This window comes from Bradyrhizobium sp. CFUWI (genome assembly GCF_056429085.1).
Genome location: NZ_JBWJZE010000026.1, coordinates 25,006 through 44,183, shown reverse-complemented (window position 1 = coordinate 44,183; position 19,178 = coordinate 25,006). Strand labels below are relative to the sequence as shown.

14 protein-coding genes and 2 pseudogenes are annotated in these 19,178 nt (G+C 65.5%); 8 read left to right on the top strand and 8 right to left on the bottom strand.

Annotation, left to right across the window (positions count from 1 at the left end):
- Positions 1 to 15: 15 nt before the first annotated feature.
- Positions 16 to 117: pseudogene (locus AC066S_RS34085) on the top strand (co-chaperone GroES); the annotation flags it as partial.
- A 21-nt stretch (positions 118 to 138) separates the two neighbouring features.
- Here AC066S_RS34085 and ftsH read toward each other — a convergent pair.
- Positions 139 to 1,980 (bottom strand): ATP-dependent zinc metalloprotease FtsH, encoded by a 1,842-nt coding sequence (gene ftsH / locus AC066S_RS34080; protein WP_478271714.1) that lies wholly within the window; start codon positions 1,978 to 1,980, stop codon positions 139 to 141.
- Between the two features lie 191 nt (positions 1,981 to 2,171).
- A complete protein-coding gene (locus AC066S_RS34075) occupies positions 2,172 to 2,447 on the bottom strand; it encodes a hypothetical protein (RefSeq protein WP_126256629.1) in 276 nt (91 codons plus the stop codon).
- Between the two features lie 516 nt (positions 2,448 to 2,963).
- Between AC066S_RS34075 and AC066S_RS34070 the strand changes: the two genes are divergently transcribed.
- Complete coding sequence (locus AC066S_RS34070) at positions 2,964 to 5,546, top strand: autotransporter family protein (RefSeq protein ID WP_478271728.1); 2,583 nt, start codon at positions 2,964 to 2,966, stop codon at positions 5,544 to 5,546.
- Between the two features lie 226 nt (positions 5,547 to 5,772).
- Here AC066S_RS34070 and AC066S_RS34065 read toward each other — a convergent pair whose 3' ends face one another.
- Positions 5,773 to 6,219 (bottom strand): MarR family winged helix-turn-helix transcriptional regulator, encoded by a 447-nt coding sequence (locus AC066S_RS34065; protein ID WP_126256767.1) that lies wholly within the window; start codon positions 6,217 to 6,219, stop codon positions 5,773 to 5,775.
- A 169-nt stretch (positions 6,220 to 6,388) separates the two neighbouring features.
- Between AC066S_RS34065 and AC066S_RS34060 the strand changes: the two are divergent.
- The 6 genes and pseudogenes from AC066S_RS34060 (at position 6,389) to AC066S_RS34035 (ending at position 13,084) form a co-directional block, all read left to right on the top strand.
- Positions 6,389 to 6,930: pseudogene (locus tag AC066S_RS34060) on the top strand (VOC family protein).
- Positions 6,931 to 6,957: 27 nt separating this feature from the next.
- The gene (locus AC066S_RS34055; protein WP_135167872.1) at positions 6,958 to 8,595 is read left to right on the top strand and encodes an FAD-dependent oxidoreductase; all 1,638 of its coding nucleotides are present in this window, start codon (positions 6,958 to 6,960) and stop codon (positions 8,593 to 8,595) included.
- Positions 8,592 to 8,786: a DUF2783 domain-containing protein gene (locus AC066S_RS34050; protein ID WP_135167873.1), complete on the top strand. Its 195-nt coding sequence runs from the start codon at positions 8,592 to 8,594 to the stop codon at positions 8,784 to 8,786. Before AC066S_RS34055 ends, AC066S_RS34050 begins: the two co-directional genes overlap by 4 nt.
- A gap of 201 nt (positions 8,787 to 8,987) precedes the next feature.
- A complete protein-coding gene (locus AC066S_RS34045) occupies positions 8,988 to 9,443 on the top strand; it encodes an EF-hand domain-containing protein (protein WP_478271713.1) in 456 nt (151 codons plus the stop codon).
- Between the two features lie 29 nt (positions 9,444 to 9,472).
- The gene (locus tag AC066S_RS34040) at positions 9,473 to 11,758 is read left to right on the top strand and encodes a heavy metal translocating P-type ATPase (protein WP_478271712.1); all 2,286 of its coding nucleotides are present in this window, start codon (positions 9,473 to 9,475) and stop codon (positions 11,756 to 11,758) included.
- A gap of 138 nt (positions 11,759 to 11,896) precedes the next feature.
- The gene (locus AC066S_RS34035) at positions 11,897 to 13,084 is read left to right on the top strand and encodes a CaiB/BaiF CoA transferase family protein (RefSeq protein WP_478271711.1); all 1,188 of its coding nucleotides are present in this window, start codon (positions 11,897 to 11,899) and stop codon (positions 13,082 to 13,084) included.
- 2 nt (positions 13,085 to 13,086) lie between these two features.
- Here the strand turns inward: AC066S_RS34035 and AC066S_RS34030 are convergent, their stop codons facing one another.
- The 5 genes from AC066S_RS34030 to AC066S_RS34010 all read right to left on the bottom strand — a co-directional run bounded on the left by AC066S_RS34030 (position 13,087) and on the right by AC066S_RS34010 (position 19,060).
- Positions 13,087 to 13,809, bottom strand: coding sequence for a DUF72 domain-containing protein (locus AC066S_RS34030; protein ID WP_478271710.1), 723 nt, complete (start codon positions 13,807 to 13,809; stop codon positions 13,087 to 13,089).
- A 100-nt stretch (positions 13,810 to 13,909) separates the two neighbouring features.
- Positions 13,910 to 15,058 carry an amidohydrolase gene (locus AC066S_RS34025; protein ID WP_126256622.1) on the bottom strand — a complete coding sequence of 383 codons (1,149 nt, stop codon included), beginning with the start codon at positions 15,056 to 15,058 and terminating at the stop codon, positions 13,910 to 13,912.
- 273 nt (positions 15,059 to 15,331) lie between these two features.
- Complete coding sequence (locus AC066S_RS34020; RefSeq protein ID WP_126256621.1) at positions 15,332 to 16,420, bottom strand: mandelate racemase/muconate lactonizing enzyme family protein; 1,089 nt, start codon at positions 16,418 to 16,420, stop codon at positions 15,332 to 15,334.
- A 173-nt stretch (positions 16,421 to 16,593) separates the two neighbouring features.
- Entirely contained in the window at positions 16,594 to 17,787 is a 1,194-nt protein-coding gene (locus AC066S_RS34015; RefSeq protein WP_478271709.1) for a M20/M25/M40 family metallo-hydrolase, read from the bottom strand.
- Between the two features lie 31 nt (positions 17,788 to 17,818).
- The gene (locus AC066S_RS34010) at positions 17,819 to 19,060 is read right to left on the bottom strand and encodes an MFS transporter (protein WP_478271708.1); all 1,242 of its coding nucleotides are present in this window, start codon (positions 19,058 to 19,060) and stop codon (positions 17,819 to 17,821) included.
- Positions 19,061 to 19,178: the final 118 nt, after the last annotated feature.

Below are 19,178 nucleotides of genomic sequence, written 5' to 3'. Positions count from 1 at the left end.
AGAGATCCGGGTCGCGACGCCGCCAAGGAAAAGCCGCAGCAGGGCGAGATCATCGGCGTAGGGCCGCGCGGCCGTAGCGAGCAGGGCCAGCTCGTGCCGCTCGACGTCAAGGCCGGCGCCGGGTGCTGCTCGAGATGCTCAGATCGCCCGCAATCCGTCCTTGGGCATTTCCTGGATCAGCGCATCGATATCGCTCTGCTCCAGGGTTTCCTTCTCCAGGAGTTTCTTCGCAGCGCGGTCCAGGATCGGCCGCCGCGTCTTCAGGATGCCCTGGGTGCGCTGGAAGACCTGGTCGACGATGGCTTTCACCTCGCGGTCGACCGCGGCCGCGGTCTCCTCCGCATAGTCGCGGTCGCGACCCGGGTAGGGGCGGTCCGCGCCTGCAAGGAAATTGCCGGGATCACGCTCATAGGCGACACTGCCGAGTCTCTCGGACATGCCGTAACGCGTCACCATGCTGCGCGCGATGTCGGTCACCCGGCGCAGATCGTCGGCCGCACCCGTGGACAAATGCCCGAACACGATCAGCTCGGCCGCGCGGCCGCCGAGCAGCACCGCCATCTTGTTCTCCAGCTCCTCCTTCGTCATCAGGAAACGGTCTTCGATCGGTCTCTGGATGGTGTAGCCGAGCGCCCCCACGCCGCGCGGAATGATCGAGACCTTGTGCACGGGGTCGGTCCCCGGCAGCGAGAGCGCGACCAAAGCGTGTCCCATCTCGTGATAGGCGACGATCTCGCGCTCTTTGGCATTGAGCAGGCGATTGCGCTTTTCGAGGCCTGCGATCATGCGTTCGACCGCATTGTTGAAGTCGATCATGCTCACCGCGTCGGCCCCGCGGCGGGTCGCCAGAAGAGCGGCTTCGTTGACGAGGTTGGCAAGGTCCGCGCCGGTGAAGCCCGGCGTCAGGGCTGCGACCGTCTCCGCCTCGACCTGCTCGGCGAGGCGCACCTTCTTCATGTGGACCTTGAGGATCTCGATGCGGCCCTTCTTGTCGGGACGGTCGACCAGCACCTGCCGGTCGAAGCGGCCGGCGCGGAGCAGGGCGGGGTCGAGGATTTCCGGCCTGTTGGTGGCCGCAAGGATGACGAGTCCGGAGCGGGAATCGAAGCCGTCGAGCTCGACCAGCAGCTGGTTGAGTGTCTGCTCCTTCTCGTCGTGGCCGCCGGCGAAGGGGCCGATGCCGCGGGCGCGGCCAAGCGCGTCGAGCTCGTCGATGAAGATGATGGCCGGCGCCTTTTCGTGCGCCTGCTTGAACAGGTCCCGCACCCGCGCCGCGCCGACGCCGACGAACATCTCGACGAACTCCGAACCGGAGATCGAGAAGAAGGGCACTCTGGCTTCGCCCGCGACGGCCTTGGCCAGCAGGGTTTTGCCTGTGCCCGGCGGGCCCACCAGCAGCACGCCCTTCGGCATGCGGCCGCCAAGTCGGCCATAATCGGTGGGATTCTTCAGGAAATCGACCACCTCGCGAAGCTCGTCCTTGGCTTCGTCGACCCCTGCGACGTCGGCAAAGGTGACGCCGGTGTTGGACTCGACATAGACCTTGGCCTTGCTCTTGCCGATCGCCATCAGGCCGCCGCCGATGCCGCCGCCTTCCGCCATGCGGCGGCCGATGTACCACCACAGACCGAAGAACAGCAGCACAGGCATGACCCACGACAGGAGGTCACGCAGAAACGTGCTCTCGATCTGTCCGGTGAAGCGGACGTTGTATTTCTCCAGCTCCTGCGCGACGTCCTGGTCGACCCGCGTGGTGACGAATTGCTTCTGTCCGCCGGCGAGCGGCTCCTTGAGCGTGCCTTGCAGGGTCCGATCGGAAATGCCGACGGCGTCGACCTTCCCCTGGCGCAGCAATTGCTGGTATTCGCTGTAGGGGATCACGGCGATTTGGCTGGCCGTGGAGATGAGATGCTGGATCAAGAACACCGCGAAGATTGCGGCTACGGCATATCCGAGATTGAAGCGGACATTCTTGTTCATGCGGGAGCAGATCCGATGTTATTGCGCCGCCGGGTCGCGTCGAGGCGCATGTTGCGCGCGCGATCAGGGCCCGGGACGCGTCCGGACCTGCGTCGTATCGACAGAACTTTTCCTCCTGCCTTCCGTTCCCGATGATCCCCGCGGCGAGGACACGGGCTGACTAGGCCCGGCCGGGGCCGGGCCCTGTCCAGTCACCAGGGGTACCAATAGGGGTAGGCGGGTGGATAGCGGACAGTCCGATAGTACCGGGGTCCATAATAATACCCCGGCGGTCCGTAGACCGGCGCGTAGTAGACCGGCGGGGCGGTGGCCGCGGCCAATGCGCCCGTGAACAGGCCGAGCGCGACGGCTGGACCAATACCCGGGCCACCCCAATGATGATGACCTCGCCAGTGAGCCGAAGCCGGCGCAACCGTTCCGATGAGGAGCGTTGCTGCCGCGGCGATTGCAAGAGCAAGCTTTCTCATGTGACTTCCCTCGAATGCGCGCCCGCGAGCGCGGGCTCTTCTATCCTCTGTATGAGTTTCGTTTCGCCGAACACGCGGCCCGGCAGATTCTGAACTAGGATTGGCGGCGAGGACTTCAAGCCTCATTTTGAGTCTTCCGAGTTTGACTCAACGCCAGCACAGTTAGGCAAATGCCCGCAGCACGCTGCAGCTGGTTGCCAGTCCGTTAACTCAGTCGCGCTCACGTTGCATCAAAGGCACAATGCGTGTTTTTGCTTCGAAGAGCGCGCTCCGTCGTTGTCGAGCTCACCTGCGTCATCTACCGTAACAATCGATAGCACTTCGCAATCCGCGTGGAACCGCGGTCTCCGGCTTGTGGAGCGGCAATCGTCGAGAGGCTGAGGTACGATGCGCGAATGCATTGGGGCTGTGCTGGTTCGAACTCAATCGGACCAGATGAAGAGAATCAGTCCGCGTGGAACTCGGCGATCGGCCAAGCCCATTTACCGTCTGCTGCTGATGAGCGTCTCGGTGGCCATGCTATCGGCGCTGCTGCCGCGATCTGTGGCAGCGCAGGGCTGGAACGGCAGCACGAGTTCCGACTGGACCGTCGCAGCCAACTGGACAGGCGGAATTCTGCCCAGTGCCGGTGCCGCGGCCGGCATCAATACATTGTCCCCCAATCCGACCATCCTCGGCGTCAGCGGTGCTGCGTCGGCTGCGGTGGGCAGCTTCGGCGTCGCTCAGTCATCTGCAACGTCCGGCAGCCTCACAATTCAGAACGGCAGCACGCTGACGAGCGGCGGCACCCTGTCTTCGGTCGGTTCGGGCACGGCAGGCACCGGCATCGTGACGGTGACCGGCACCGGATCGCGGTGGATCGTATCCAGTACGACGTTCATCATCGGCAATGCCGGCAACGGCACACTCAACATTACGGACGGAGCGACCGTCGTCGCCCAGAACGGGATGAGGCTCGGAAACCTTGCCGCAGGTTTCGGCACGCTCAACATCAGCGGCGGTGGCGTCCTGGAGACAACCGGTCTGGTTGCGGGCGCCGGAGCGCGGCAGATGAGCTTTGATAGCGCCACTGTCCGGGCATTGGCCAACAGCGCCGTTTTTTTTGGTGGGAGCATCAACCAGATCAATATTGCCGCCGGCGGACTGACGTTCGATACCAATGGGTTCAACGTCAAAACGCTTGGATTCAGCGGCGTCGGTGGCTTGACCAAGATCGGCGCCGGGACCTTCACGCTGGGCGCCGCCAGTACGTATACCGGCGAAACGGTGATCCAGCAGGGCACGCTTGCGCTGGCGGGCCCTGCCGGCTCTGCCACTGATGCCCTCGCCAACTCGAGCCGCGTGGTCGCGAACGCAACATTCGATATTTCGGCGATAATAGGTGCCGGCTCGCATATTCAGAGTCTGGCCGGCACCGGCACCGTCAACCTGGGCGCCAAAGACCTGATCGTCACCAATGCGAACGATACGTTCGCCGGAGCCATCAACGGCAGCGGCGGACTGACGCTCACGAGCGGCACGCAGACGCTGGCGGGGGGCAACACCTACACCGGCGCGACCACGTTGAGCGGGGGCACGCTACGAGCCGGCGCTGCGGGCGCTTTCAGTGCCGCTTCCGCCACCGTCGCAAACGCTGGCACGACATTAGACCTGAACGGCTTCAATCAGACGGTGGCCTCGCTTGATAACGCCGGCACCTTGCGGTTCGGCAGCGCGCCGGGGACTACACTGACGGTGACCGGGAACTATGTCGGCAACGGCGGCACGCTTCTCCTCAACACTGCGCTCGGCGGCGACAACTCGGCCACGGATCGCCTGGTGGTGCAGGGAAACACGTCTGGCTCCTCCACGCTGCGAATCACCAATGTGGGCGGCGCTGGAGCGCAGACGGTCGAAGGCATCAAGGTGATCGACGTCGCCGGTGCCTCGAATGGGAGTTTCGTCTTGCAGGGCGATTACGTGCTGCAAGGCCAGCAGGCCGTCGTCGGGGGTGCCTACGCCTATACGCTGCAGAAGAACGGCCTCGGCACGCCGACGGATGGCGACTGGTATCTGCGTTCAAGTCTCATTAATTCGCCGACGTCGCCACCTGCCGGACCGCTCTACCAGCCCGGCGTTCCGCTCTATGAGAACTATGGACAGGTGCTGCTCGGCATGAACCAGGCGCCGAGCTTGCAGCAGCGCGTCGGCAACCGCTATTGGAACGGCAGCGAGGCGATGGCGCGCGCTGGCATCAACACGGCGCCGACGGCGGATAGTTCGTGGACGCAATCGGCATTCTGGGGCCGCGTTGAGGGCGGTCAGGCCGAGTTGCGGCCGTCGAACACCACCGGTTCGACTTACAATGCCGACGAGATGAAGGCCCAAGTGGGTCTCGACGGCGTTGCGCTCGACAACGACCGCGGCCGGTTGATCTTAGGACTCACCGCGCAATATGGCCTGACGACGGCCAATATCAATTCGTTCTTCGGCAACGGCCGCATCCGTGCCGAGGGGACGGGGGTGGGAGCGACTGCGACCTGGTATGGCCATGACGGCTTCTATGTCGATGGCCAGGCTCAGACCATGTTCTACCGCAGCGACCTCTCGTCGGCGCTCGTCGGCAGCATGACGCATGGCAATGAAGGCTTCGGCTACACGTTCAGCGTCGAGACCGGCAAGCGGATTGCGGTCGGCAACGGCTTTTCGCTGACGCCGCAGGCGCAGCTTTCCTATGCAAAAGTCGGTTTCGATGCCTTCGCCGATCGCTTCGGCGCGCTGGTCTCAATGCAGGATGCCGAGAGCCTGCTCGGCCGCGTCGGGCTGTCGCTCAATCATCAAAATGTCTGGAACGACGGCTCGGGCATTATCCGCTCCGACGTCTATGCGATCGGCAATCTGCAATACGAGTTCCTCAATGGCACCAGGATTGACGTCGCCGGCACCGGCTTCGCGAGTGCCGGCGACCGCCTGTGGGGCAATATCGGCGGTGGAGGCACCTATAGCTGGGCCAACGGACGCTATGCTGTGTTCGGCGAAATCACCTATCGCGCGAGCCTCGAAAGCGTTGACGAGAACCACAGCTACAGAGGCACCGGCGGCTTCCGCGTCATCTGGTGAATATCCGCCTCTGCGCGCTTCGCGTTCTTAGCCCTGACGTCCAAGTCCGAAATAGGCCCCATAGCGTCGTTTGGTCCGATGCAGCGGTCTGTCTGGAGTAGCGAAAAGTTGACCCGCCGGCCGAGCTCCGATTTCTCGGTTTTGCCCTTCAGCGACGTCTGGAGACGTCCGCTTTTCCGCCGCCGTTAGAGGCATTGCGCGGCCAGCCGCGTAATGAGTACACGGCCTAGCTCAACGCGGCCGAGAGCTTGTGCATCACCCGGTCGAGCACCTTCACCTCCTCGGCGGTCAGCACGCCGAGCAGCTCGGTCTCCCGCGCCAGCGCGAAAGGCACGATCTTGCGATAGAGCGCGCGGCCGGCCGGGGTCAGCGCAACGATCAGCTCGCGCCGATCTTCTGGATGATGCTTGCGACTCGCGATGCCGCGCGACTGAAGTCCCTGGACGGCGCGGCTGACCTGCATCTTGTCGAGCGTCGTCAGAGGGCCGATCTCCTTGGTCGCGATTTGCGGGCGTACGCCGAGGATCGCAAGCACGCGCCATTCCTGCCGCGTCAGTGCAAAGCGCTCGGAATAGACCTCGGCAACCGCCAGCGACACCTGTTCGGCGAGCCGCGCCAGCCGGTACGGAAAATATCGCTGCAGGTCGAGCTCGCCCCCATCCTGCGGCGTCATGCGCTTGGTCGCTTCCCGGTCTCGCGCCTCCCCCGAACGTCCCATCACACCATGTCCGCGCCGTAGGTCCACCTGGCGGATTCTTCCGAGCCGGTTGATCCAGATCAAATCCAGGGAATAGTAACATCTGATACCAATTTCGCAACGGCAATCCAGGGAGCGAGACATCATGAAAATCGAGAAGATCCATCACGTCGCCTATCGCTGCGTCGACGCCAAGGCCACCGTCGAGTTCTACAAGAAGGTCATGAACATGGATCTTCTCGGCGCCATTGCCGAGGACGGGTGCCGTCGACCAAGGCGCCGGATCCCTACATGCACATCTTCCTCGATGCCGGGAACGGCAACATCCTAGCCTTCTTCGAGCTGCCGAACTCGCCGCCGATGGGACGCGATCCCAACACGCCGGACTGGACCCAGCACATCGCCTTCCAGGTCAAGAATCTCGCCGAGCTCGATGAGGCCAAGGCGCGCGCGGAGGCCGCCGGCCTCGAGGTCGTCGGCGTCACCGACCACACCATCTTCAAGTCGATCTATTTCCGCGACCCCAGCGGTCATCGCCTGGAGATCGCGGCCTGGACCGCGACACCCGAGCAGATCGATCGCATGAAGTCGGTCGCCCACGAGATGGTCGAGGAATGGTCGCGCACCAAGCGTCCGCCGCGCCACACCGCCTGGATGCACGAGAAGGAATTCGCGGACGCGCATTGATCTCTGGCCGTGCATCAGGAAGCGAACATGACGAGCTACATCTATCCGAAGTTCGGTTATCGGCGCTGCCAGGAGCAGGCCGAGGGAATCGTGAAGCGGCACCCGATCGTGGTGATCGGCGCAGGTCCCATCGGCTTGACCGCGGCGCTCGATTGCGCGGCACGCGGCCAGCCGGTCGTGGTGCTCGACGACAACGACACCGTCTCGATCGGCTCGCGCGCGGTCTGCTACGCCAAGCGTCCGCTCGAAATATGGGACCGCCTGGGTTGCGCGGCGCCCATGGTCGGGCGCGGCGTCAGCTGGAACGTCGGGAAGGTGTTCTTCCGGGACGAGCTGTCCTACCAGTTCGATCTGCTGCCGGAGGCCGACCACCAATGGCCGGCCATGATCAACCTGCAGCAATATCATCTGGAGGAGATGCTGGTTGCCCAATGCAGGGCCAATCCGCTGATCGAGCTGCGCTGGAAGCACCGTCTCATCAGCCTCAAGCAGGCCGCCGACCATGCGACCTTGGCGGTGGAAACGCCCGACGGCATCTTCACCATGGAGGCGCAATGGGTGATCGCCTGTGACGGCGCCAATTCCGACGTGCGCAAGATGGTGGGCGCCGAGTTCACCGGACAGTTCTTCCAGGACCGCTTCCTGATCGCCGACGTCGCCATGAAGGCGGATTTCCCGACCGAGCGCTGGTTCTGGTTCGACCCGCCGTTCCACCCCGGCCAGTCCGTGCTGCTGCACCGGCAGGCGGACAATATCTGGCGCATCGACTTCCAGCTCGGCTGGGAAGCCAATCCCGATGAGGAAAAGCGGCCCGAGCGGGTGATCCCGCGCATCCGCGCCATGCTCGGCGAGGACACCGAGTTCGCGCTCGAATGGGTTTCGATCTATCAGTTCGCCTGCCGGCGCATCGACAATTTCCGGCAAGGTAGGGTGCTGTTCGCCGGCGACGCCGCGCATCAGGTCTCGCCGTTCGGCGCACGCGGCGCCAATACCGGCGTGCAGGACATCGACAATCTCGCCTGGAAGCTCGCGATGGTGCTGCGCGGCGAAGCGTCGGAAGCGCTGCTCGACAGCTATCACGAGGAGCGTGCCTATGCCGCGGACGACAACATCCTGAACTCGACGCGGGCCACCGACTTCATCACCCCGAAGACCAAACCGAGCCGCTATTTCCGTGACGCGGTGCTGGAGCTCGCCCGGCATCACGGCTTTGCCCGACCGCTGGTCAACAGCGGCCGGCTCTCGACCCCGACCCCTTACCTGACGTCGGCGCTCAACACGCCCGACCAGGACGCGGTGCCGGGAGGCATGCGGCCCGGCACGAATGCGGCGGATGCGCCGATTGCGGTGGACGGCAAGCCGGCCTGGTTCCTGCATTGTCTCGGCGACGGCTTCACGGTCGTGGCCTTCGGCAAGGTGAGCGACAAGACCGAGATCGCGGTGGGGCCGTTCACGGCGAAGCTTATTCTCGTCGGCCGCGATATCGAGGATCCCACAGGTCTTCTTGCCGAGCGCTACGGCGCTGCGCCCGGGACCACCTATTTGTTCCGTCCCGACCAATATGTCGCCGCGCGCTGGAGCGGCCTCGACGAGGCCAAGATCACACAGGCGGTGCTGCGCGCCGCCGGCCACGACACCGCCGACCGGACGGAGCTTGCGGCATGATGCTCAATCTGTCACCGAACATCACTGACCCCGACGATTTCTACGCCGAACTGATCAACAGTCAGCGTGACCTCGACGAGGAGCAGGCACTGCGCATGAACGCCCGGCTGATCCTGTTGCTCGCCAATCACATCGGCGACCGCAAGGTGCTGACCGAGGCGATCGGTTGCGCCCGCAGGGGCGGCGGTTAGGTCCCGGACGCCGGCCGCATCGAGGCTCGTACGAAGCCGCCGGCGGCGCCGGGTTCCTGTCGCGCGATCTCGCCGGCTGAATGCGGCGCCGGGGTCGCTCGCGTCGAAAAGCCACGGGGGCGCCTCTTCTTGACTTGGCTCAAGGTGAGCTCGGCGAAGTTCGCCATCCTCTCAGGCCACACCAAGGTCGGAGGAAGCCCCATGGTAGGCCGAACCGTTGCCGCAGCGTTGCTGTTCGCCGTCCTGAGCCAGCCAGCTCTGGCTCAATCGTCAGCGGACCATCAGAGCCATCATCCAGGACAGGACCAGGCGCCGGCGTCGCCGCAGTCGAGTTCTCCGGCAAACCCGTCCGCCGAGCGGCAAGGCTCGACGCGCGGCGGAGAAATGATGGGAATGATGGGGCGCGGAATGATGGGACAAGGAATGAAGGGGCACGGCTCGACAGGCGGCGATGCCGTGCACTCGCCGGTCGTCTTCCGCATCATCTTCGCGCTGATGGATGCCGATGGAGACGGGAACGTCTCGTTGCCGGAGTTTCAGGTCGCTCACGAGCGAATTTTCAAGGCAATGGACCGCGACAAGGACGGAAAGCTCACGTTTGAGGAGATGATGGCGTTCATGCACAGGAACAAGAGCCACGTCGCGCCACAGCAGTGAGCCGAACCGAAGGGCAGGCGCGCCAGACCATGTCGTTTGATCGGGTCCTGCGCTGGGCTCTGGTTGCGATCGCAATCGCCGGGTTGACTGCCGGCATTCTCGCGCAAGCCGCGGGCCGGCCTGATCTGGCCGAGGTCGCCTGGTCGCTCGGCACGGCGCCCGTGATTGCAGGATTGGCGGTCTCGATCATCCAGGACCTGCTGAGAGGCCGCGTCGGAGTGGACGCGATCGCTCTGCTCTCGATGAGTGCGGCGTTGGCGCTCGGGCAGCCGCTCGCAGGGGCTGTCGTCGCGCTGATGTACTCCGGTGGCAACGTGCTGGAGGAGATCGCGATCGCACGGGCGGAGCATGATCTGCGATCCCTGGTTGATCGGGCGCCGCGGCAGGTCCATCGCAAATCCTGCGACCGGATAGAGGATGTTCCGATCGAGGACGTCGCGGTCGGCGAAGAGCTTCTGGTGCAGGCCGGCGAGATCGTGCCGGTCGACGGTGTCGTTGCGTCGGCTTCTGCCACGATCGACGAGTCCGCGGTTACGGGCGAACCGATTCCGGTGGAGAAGACGCGCGGAAGCGCCGTTCTCTCCGGCTCTCTGAATGCGGGTGAGACCTTCCAGCTGACCGTGACCGCGCCGGCCAGCGAGAGTACCTACGCGGGCATCGTGCGCATGGTGACTGCGGCGCAAACGGCGAGAGCGCCTTTTGTGCGGTTGGCCGATCGGTATGCGCTGATCTTTCTGCCGGTGACACTCGTCATCGCCTTTGTGGCATGGTACGTCTCCGGCGACGTGACCCGCAGCCTTGCCGTGCTGGTGGCGGCGACGCCTTGCCCCTTGATTCTGGCCGCACCCGTGGCCTTTATCGCCGGGGTGGCGCAGGCGGCCCGCCGCGGCATCCTGGTCAAGGGCGGGAGGGCGCTGGAGGCGTTGGCCCGTGCGCACACGGTGCTATTCGACAAGACCGGGACGCTGACCGTAGGCGGGGCGCGGTTATTGTCCGTCGAAGTCGCGCCGGGCGAGGATCCGGATGAGGTGCTCGCGCTCGGGGCGTCGCTCGAGCAGGCTTCGCATCACGTGCTTGCGAAGGCCGTCGTCGCTGCGGCCCTCGCCCGAGGGCTCAAGCTGAAGCCGCCGGATCATGTCAAGGAGACCATGGGTTCCGGCCTTAGCGGCCAGATCGACGGACGCCAGGTTATGGCGGGCTCGCGAGAGATGGTTCTCTCGCGTGCCGAGCTATCGCCATGGGAGTTGCGGGCAATTCGTCGTGCCTCGTGGCGCTCGGCGCTGATCGTCTTTGTCGCGGTGGACGGCCGTCTCATCGGCGCGTTGCTGCTGGCCGACGAATTGCGAGCCGATACACCACGAGCGATCAGGCTGCTGCGCGATGCCGGCATCGTGCGCATGGTGATGGTCACGGGTGATCGCGCCGCCGCGGCGCAGGCCATCGGGGCCGCGCTCGACCTCGATGCCGTGCTGGCCGATCGCGTTCCCTCGGACAAGGTCGAGGCTGTGCGTAGCGAACAGCGGCTGCATCCGACCATCATGGTCGGCGACGGCATCAATGACGCCCCGGCGCTGGCCGTGGCCGACACCGGGGTCGCGCTCGGCGCACGCGGTGCAAGCGCCTGCTCCGAGGCGGCAGACGTGGTGATTCTCACGGATCGGCTGGATCGGGTCGGCGAAGCGATCGTCATCGCGCAGCGGTCGAGGCGCATCGCCCTTCAGAGCATCTTCGTCGGAATGGGATTGTCGTTGGCGGCAATGGTCGCTGCCAGCCTTGGCTGGCTCGATCCCGTACCCGCCGCGATCGTCCAGGAGGTGATCGATGTTGCCGTCATTCTGAACGCGCTGCGAGCGCTCAATCCGCCCCTGGTCAGGACTGGTCCGCGCCTCAGCGCGGAGCAGGGGCTGACATTGCATCACGATCATCAGGCCCTGCTCAGGGATCTCGACCGCTTGCGCCAGATCGTCGATGCCCTGGACGATGCGGCCCCCGAATCCGTCGCTGCCTTGATCGGCGAGGCCCACCGCCTGGTCCAGGGCAGCGTCGTGCTGCACGAACGCGAGGATGAAGACAGCGTCTATCCGAAGCTCACGGAGGTGCTGCGCGACCGCCACGGGCTCTCTGCCATGAGCCGTGCGCATCGCGAGATATTGCATCTCGCGCGGCTACTGGCCCGGATCGCGGAGGATCTGCCGTCGGAGAAGATCGACCGTTACCTTGTTCGAGACGCTCAGCGCGTGATCGAGGCGATCGAAACGCTGGTCCGCATGCACACGGCCCAGGAGGAGGACATCTACGAGGCCGTGGCGGCATAGGCGGTCGCCGTGCCGCACACTGACGGGAATCAGGAGCTGTTCGCGATGCGATGATGAAAGCCGCATGTGCATTCCGCTTCGCAACTTGCCCTCGCAGCCTTTCCCTGTAATCTGCAACAAGCAACAGGGAAGGGATCGATGGCAGGAGTCTTGGAGGGCGTGCGTGTGCTCGATTTCGGGCGCTATATCGCTGGGCCCTATTGCGCGACGCTGCTAGCCGAATTCGGCGCCGAGGTCATTCGCGTCGAGAAGCGCGACGGCAGCGAGGATCGCTTCGTGGCGCCGGTCGGCGAGAATGGCGAAGGCGCGCTGTTTCTCCAAATCAACCGCAACAAGAAGTGCATCACGCTCGACCCGATGAAGCCGGAAGGGCAGCAGGTGATGCGCCGCCTGGTGGCGAGAGCGGACGTCGTCGTCGCCAATCTGCCGCCGCAGACCCTGCGCGCGATGAAGCTCGACTACGAGTCCCTGAAGGCGATCAAGCCCGACATCATCCTGACCACGGCGACCGCGTTCGGCGGGCCGGGGCCGTGGTCCGACCGCGTCGGCTTCGACGGTGTCGGGCAGGTGATGTCGGGATCGGTGTACATGACGGGCGCAGGCGATCCGCCGTACCGCGCCGCGGTGAACTGGGTCGATTTCGGCACCGCGCTGCATTGCGCGTTCGGCACGCTCGCCGCCCTGATCGAGCGCGGCAAGTCCGGGCGCGGGCAGATCGTGGAGGGCGCGCTGCTTGCAACCGCGCTGTCCTTCACCAACGCCACGCTGATCGAGCAGGCCGTCATCAACGTCAATCGCGTGCCGACCGGCAATCTCGGCCAGACCGCGGCTCCCGCCGACATCTACCGCACCAGGGACGGCTGGGTGCTGTGCCAGGTCACGGGACATCCGCTGTTCAAGCGCTGGGCGCGGCTGATGGGCGAGGAAGAGCTATGGCTGAACGATCCGCGCTTTGCCGACGACATCAGCCGCGGCAACAACGGCGCCGTCATCAGCGAGCGGATGGCGCGCTGGTGCGCCGAGCGCACCACGCAGGAGGCCGTCGATACGCTGGGCCAGGCCATGATTCCGACCGGCCCGGTGCTCTCGCCGCAACAGGCGCTGGATCATCCGCATATCCGTGCGGCCGGCTTCATGCAGGACGTCGACTATCCCGGCCTGCCGAAGCCGGCACCGGTGACGCGGGCCGCGGTCCGGCTGTCGGAAACGCCCGGTGAAATCGCAAGCCGCCCGCCGACGCTCGGCGAGCACACCGATGTCGTCCTCAAAGAGCTCGGCTATGACGATGCAGAGATCGCGGCGCTTCGGCAAGGCGGCATCGTCTAGCGTCACAGCAATTGCTTCAACGCCAGCGCGTCGGCGGGGGCGGCGCTCTTCTGGTCATTGTCGAAATAGACATAGACGTCGCAGCCCTGCCGCTTCCAGGACTTGATGCGCTTGGCCCATTGCGCCAGCGCGGCCCTGGTATAGTGCCCGTGATAGCGTCCGCTCGGCCCGTGCCCGCGCACATAGACGAAATCCGCCGTACGCTTCCACGGCGCCGGCGCATCGTGATGGTCGGACAGGCAGAGCGAGATGTTCTCATCGGCCAGCATGCGCAGGATGCGCGGCTGATACCAGCTCGGATGACGGAATTCGAAGCTGTAACGCCGTTTCCGCGACAGCAGCTTGAAGAAGGATGCAAGGCGATCGGGGTTCGCCTCGAATTGCGGCGGCAGCTGGAACAGGATCGGGCCGGCCTTGCCGCCGAGCCGCGAGACGCGGTCTTCCAGCAGCTCGAGGCTGTTGACGGAGCGCTCCGACAGGCGCTTCCAATGCGTGATGAATTTCGATGCCTTCCAGGCGAAGACGAAGTCGCGCCCGGTCTGCTCGCGCCAGCCCGTCACCGCTTCGGGCGTCGGCGTGCGGTAGAACACCCCGTTCAGCTCCGTGGTGTCGAACTGTCCGGCGTAGTAGCTGAGCTGCTGCTTCAGCGTCACGTCCTTGGGAAAGAACGGGCCGCGCCAGGAATCGTAATGCCAGCCCGAAGTTCCGATCAGAACGCGCGCCATTGATCTGCCATCCCTTGGGCGCGGCGGGAAGCCGCGCCTTGCTGGAGGCAAACGTTCGTGCGCGAGATATGTTGCTGTCGGCGTGGCGGGCGCGCGTGGATCAGTTCGACGCCAGCGCCGCCTTGGCCACCTCGGCCATCCAGCTTGACGCCACGGGTAGGATCGCGTCGTTGAAATCGTAGCGCGGGCCGTGCAGCTCGGCGCCGTCGCGCAACTCGCCGTTGCCGATCCAGACGAAGGCGCCCGGCCGCTGCTGGAGATAATGGGCAAAATCCTCGCCGGCCATGCTGGGCGCGAGGTCGCGCCGCACGGGTGCCCGCACCTTTTCCGCAGCGATGCGCGCGAGGTCGGCCTCATCAGGCGTGTTGACCACCACGCCCACACCCCAGACGATCTCCGGCGTGACCTTGACGCCGAAGCTCGTCGCGATTCCGGCGCAGGTGCGTTCGATGCCGTCGAGGATGACGTCCTTGACCGCCTCGCGGTGGTAGCGCAGCGTGCCGCGGATGGTGACGCGTCCCGCGATCTGGTTCGGCGCGGTGCCGCCTTCGATGGTGCAGAGCGAGAGCACGGCGGTGTCGAGCGGATCGACGCCGCGCGCCACGATCGATTGCAGTGCCACGATCAGATGGCCGGCCGCCATCACCGGATCGCGCGTCAAATGCGGCATGCCGGCGTGGCCCGCATGGCCTTCGATGGTGATGGTGATGCGTCCGCCGGAGGCCATGACGACGCCGTCGTGCACGGCGATGGTGCCGGCGGCAAGGCCGGGCCAATTGTGAAAGCCGAACACGCGCTGCATCGGAAAGCGGTCGAACAGCCCGGCCGCGACCATCGCACGCGAGCCGCCAAAGCCTTCCTCCGCCGGCTGGAAGATGAAATCAACCGTGCCGCTCCAGCTGGTGTCGGTGGCGAGCAGCGCGGCGGCGCCGAGCAGCGAGGCGGTGTGGCCGTCATGGCCGCAGGCATGCATCACGCCGGGAGTCTTTGAAGCATAGGGCAGGCCGGTGTCCTCGGTGATCGGCAGCGCGTCCATGTCGGCACGCAAGCCGACGCGGCTCTGCGCATGCCCGCGCGTCAGGGTCGCGACGATGCCGTGGCCGCCGATACCAGCCTCGAAGGGAATGCCGAGCTCGGTGAGCCTGTCCTGCACGAAGGCGGCGGTGGCGCTTTCCTGGAGCGAGAGTTCCGGGTGGGCATGCAGATGCCGGCGCCACGCGGTCAGTTTCTGGTGCAGCTCGGGTGTCAAGGCAACGATCTCTCGCAAAATGTAGGTTGCCGGCACAATAGCGGATTATCCGCGCCATGCATCAAGCGCCTTGGAATGGCTCGCGTGCAGCAATGAGATCGGCGATGGCTGGGGCACCAACCGTGCCGTGCGCTCCACTTCACCTCTCCCGCTTGCGGGAGAGGCCGGGAGAGGGCTGGATCGTCATTGGGAGTCTCACTGCGGAGACACCCTCTCCCCAACCCTCTCCCGCAAGCGGGAGAGGGGGCGCGCCTCACTTGTTGTCGCATCTCTCTACGCCGGCAGCTTCGCCAGCCCCGCCCAGTCGAAGCTGATCCCATGCCCGGGCCGGGCCGGCGCCAGCGCTTTGCCGTCCTCGAGCACCAGCGGATGCTCGATGTACTTGTCGAGCCCGAATCCGTGCGCCTCCAGATAGGTGCGGTTCGGGCAGGCCGCGAGCAGATGCACGGTGATGTCGTGGGCGCCGTGGCTGGTGACGGGCAGGTTGAACGCTTCCGCCAGCCGCGCGATCTTCATGAAGGCGGAAACGCCGCCGCAATTGGTGACGTCGGGCTCGGGATAGGACACCGCGCCACTGGCGATGTAGCTCTTGAACTCCCACAGCGAGCGCAAATTCTCGCCCGCCGCGATCGGCACGCCGCCGGCCTGCATGATGCGCACGTGCCCCGCGACGTCGTCGGGGATGATCGGCTCCTCGAGCCAGGTGAGGTCATAGGGAACGAACGCGCGCGCGGCGCGGATCGCCTCCTCCACCGTCCACTTCATGTTGGCATCCGCCATCAGCGGAAAGCCGTCGCCGAGATGCTGTCGCATCGCGGAGACCTTGGCGACGTCGGCTTTCAGGTCGGGCCGGCCGACCTTCATCTTGATGGCGCGGAATCCCTTGGCGAGATTGCCGTCGGTCTGCTTGAGCAGTGCATCGACGGAGAGATCGAGATCGATGCCGCCGGCATAGCACGGCACACGTGCATCAAAGCCGCCGAGCAATTGATACAGCGGCAGCTTGGCGCGCCGCGCCTTCAGGTCCCACAGCGCGATGTCGAGCGCGGAGAGCGCCAGCACCACCGGCCCGCCGCGCCCGCCATAGTGCAGCGCCCACCAGACCTGCTGCCAGATTGCCTCGGTATCGTCGGCCTCGCGGCCCTCGACCAGCGCGGGGATCTCGCGCCTGAGAATGTCGGCGACAGCGCCGCCATTACGGCCCACGGTGTAGGTGTAGCCGACGCCTTCGGCGCCGTCGGCATCGCGGATGCGGCAGGTGATCAGCTCGAACGCCGCGATCTCGCCATGGGTGGAGTCGGACAGCGTGACGGGGAGGGGAATCCGGTAGAGTCCGGTCTCGATGTTTGCGATAAGCGGCATGCGACCTCCCTTTTTCTTTTTATTTCGTAGGGTGGGTTAGCGAGCGGCTGAGCGAAGCGCAGTCCGCTCGCGTAACCCACCTCTTTAATCTCCGCGGCGGCAGAAATGGTGGGTTACGCCGCGCGAACTGCGCTTCGCGCAGTCGCGGGGCTAACCCACCCTACAAATCTATCTCACCGCATCGTTGCGAGTTGCACCGCCAGCGCGCAGGCGCGGTCATATTCGTCGAGATTGATCCATTCGTCGACCGTGTGTGCCTCGTTCTGGCCGGCGCCGAAGGTCACGGTCGGAATGCCGTGACGGACCATCCAGTTGGCGTCGAGGCCGCCATTGGCGGTGCGGACGTTCGGAGTTCCGCCGACGGCGGTCACGGCCTCGACCGCGCGCTTGATGACGGGCTGGCTGTCCTTCATGCGGAATGGATAATAGTCGGTCTCGGCCTTGAACTTGACCTTGCCGGACTTGCCCTGCGCATTCGTCACCTTCTTGGCCGCTTTCTCGAACGCGGCCTTGTAGGCCTTGGTGATCTCCTTGAAGAATTTGCCGTCATGGCTGCGGCTCTCGCCGCGCACATGCACGTAATCGGTGACGACGTTGGTGGCATCGCCCGCGGGGCGGCCCTCGCCGCCGGTGACGGGGCCGACATTGCTGGTCCCTTGCCGCTTGCCCTTCACCACCTTGCCGAACCAGCCGCCAGCCTTCACGTCGGCAAGCGCCAGCGCCATGATCATGGTCGAGGAGATGCCGCGCTCCGGCGCGACGCCGGCATGCGAAGCGCGGCCGAAGATCTCGACGGTCCAGCGGTCGGCGCCGACCGCGCCGATGACGACGTTGGAGGCGGAGCCGCCGTCATAGTTGAAGGCCATCACCGGCGAGCCGAGCTCGTCCAGCTTGACGTGGCGCGCGCCGTAGAGCCCGCTCTCCTCGCGTACGCAGAACAACAGCGTGATCGGCGGGTGATCGAGCTTCTGCTTTTCGAGCTCGGCCGCCAGCGTCACCAGCACGCCGCAGCCGCAGCGGTTGTCACCGCCGAGCGCGGTCCTGGCTTCGTTGACGATCTTGCGCCCGGATTTCTTTGGCTTGGCGCCGGCGCAGAGCGGCACGGTGTCCATGTGGGTCATGAACATGATGCGCGGCTGGTTGTGCAGCGCGCCGCGGCCGGGCAGGTCGACGATGAGATTGCCGGTCTCGGTCGGCACGGGAATGCGGGTGTTGGCGTCGTCGAGCCGGATCGCCTTTGCCGGCACGTCGGCTTCCTTCAGCGCGGCTGTGAGCTCACGCCCGATCGCCGCCTCCTGTCCGGTCACGCCCTCGACGGCGAGGAAACGCATGAGGCGATCGGTGGCGGCTTTGGTATCGACGGGCATGATTCTTCCTTTGGCAAACCGGCCCCGCACCTTATGAATGCGACGAGGTGTAAGTCAAAAAGATCAGCACGCCGAGTGCCAGCATGGCAGCCATGAATAGCAGCACGGCCGGTAATCCCGCGAACGCTGCCACCGCGCCCGTCACCGACTGCATCAAGGCCGCGCCGAGGAAGAAAGCGAGGTTGATCGCCGCCAGCGCCTTTCCCGCCACTTGCGCATCGACGAGCTGGCGGGACATGCCGAACAGCAGCGGCTGGGCGGAGGTCGCAAGCCCGATCAGCACGAACAGCACGAGGTCGTATTGCGGCGGCATCACGGGAACGCCGAACAGGACGGAGACCGCATAATATGGTGCCCCGAGCGCCATCAGCGCGAGCAGCACCGCCCCGGCCATATGCGAGCCCGCCACCAGATCGCGGCGGCGGCCGAGCCTGCGGTCGATCATGCCGATGCACAGGGGACCCGCGATCATCGCCAGCGTGAACGCGCCGAGCTGGTTGCCGGCCTCGACCCGCGAGAGTCCCTTGACGTCCATCAGCCACGGCCCGCCCCACAGGCCGCGCAGCACCAGCGAGGTCGCCAGCGACACCAGCGCCAGCGCGATCAGCCCGCGCAAGGGACGCGAGAGGCCGAGCCTGAGCACCTCGATCATTTGCGTCAGCGGCGAGGACTCGTCCTTGTGCTCGGCCGGCTGGTGTGGGACCAGCGCGAACACCGCAAGCGCCACCGCGATTCCGCCGATCGCGGACATCCAGAATCCGGCGCGCCAGCCGTAAGCGTCCACCACGAAAGCGAGCGGGCTCGACGACAGCAGCATGCCGATATTGCCGATCGAGAGGATCGCGCCCGACCACAGCCCGAAGCGGGCCGCCGACAATTGCTTGGCCGCCAGCGTCATCGGGCACATCAGCATGCCCGAGGTGGCAACGCCCAGCAGCAGCTGCCCGACGGCAAAGCTTTCCGGCCCTGTCGCAAACCCCGACGCGACCGCGCCGAACACGGTCCCCGCGAGCAGGCTCAGCGACACCGGCCGCACGCCAAACCGGTCCATCGCCGCCCCGACCGGAATCTGCGCCGCCGCAAAGGCGAAAGGATAAATCGACGTGAGGCTGGCGAGGGCCTGCGGCTCGATATGGAAATCCGCCGCCATCAGGTCGAGGCTGACGGCCGGAATGGTGCGCAGCAAGGTCGAGAGCATGTGGCCGCAAGCGAGCGCCACGAGCGCGAAGATCAGCACGCGGGTGGCGCTGCCCGCGTCGTCGGTGGTGGCCATGGGCGTCCCGTCCCCGAAATGGTTTTGGATGGGCTTACATGACGGCGAAGAGGGCGCCAATGGCAGTAGCGCGCCCCCCCTCATTCCGGATTGAGGCTTCAGCCGGCAATCCGCACGG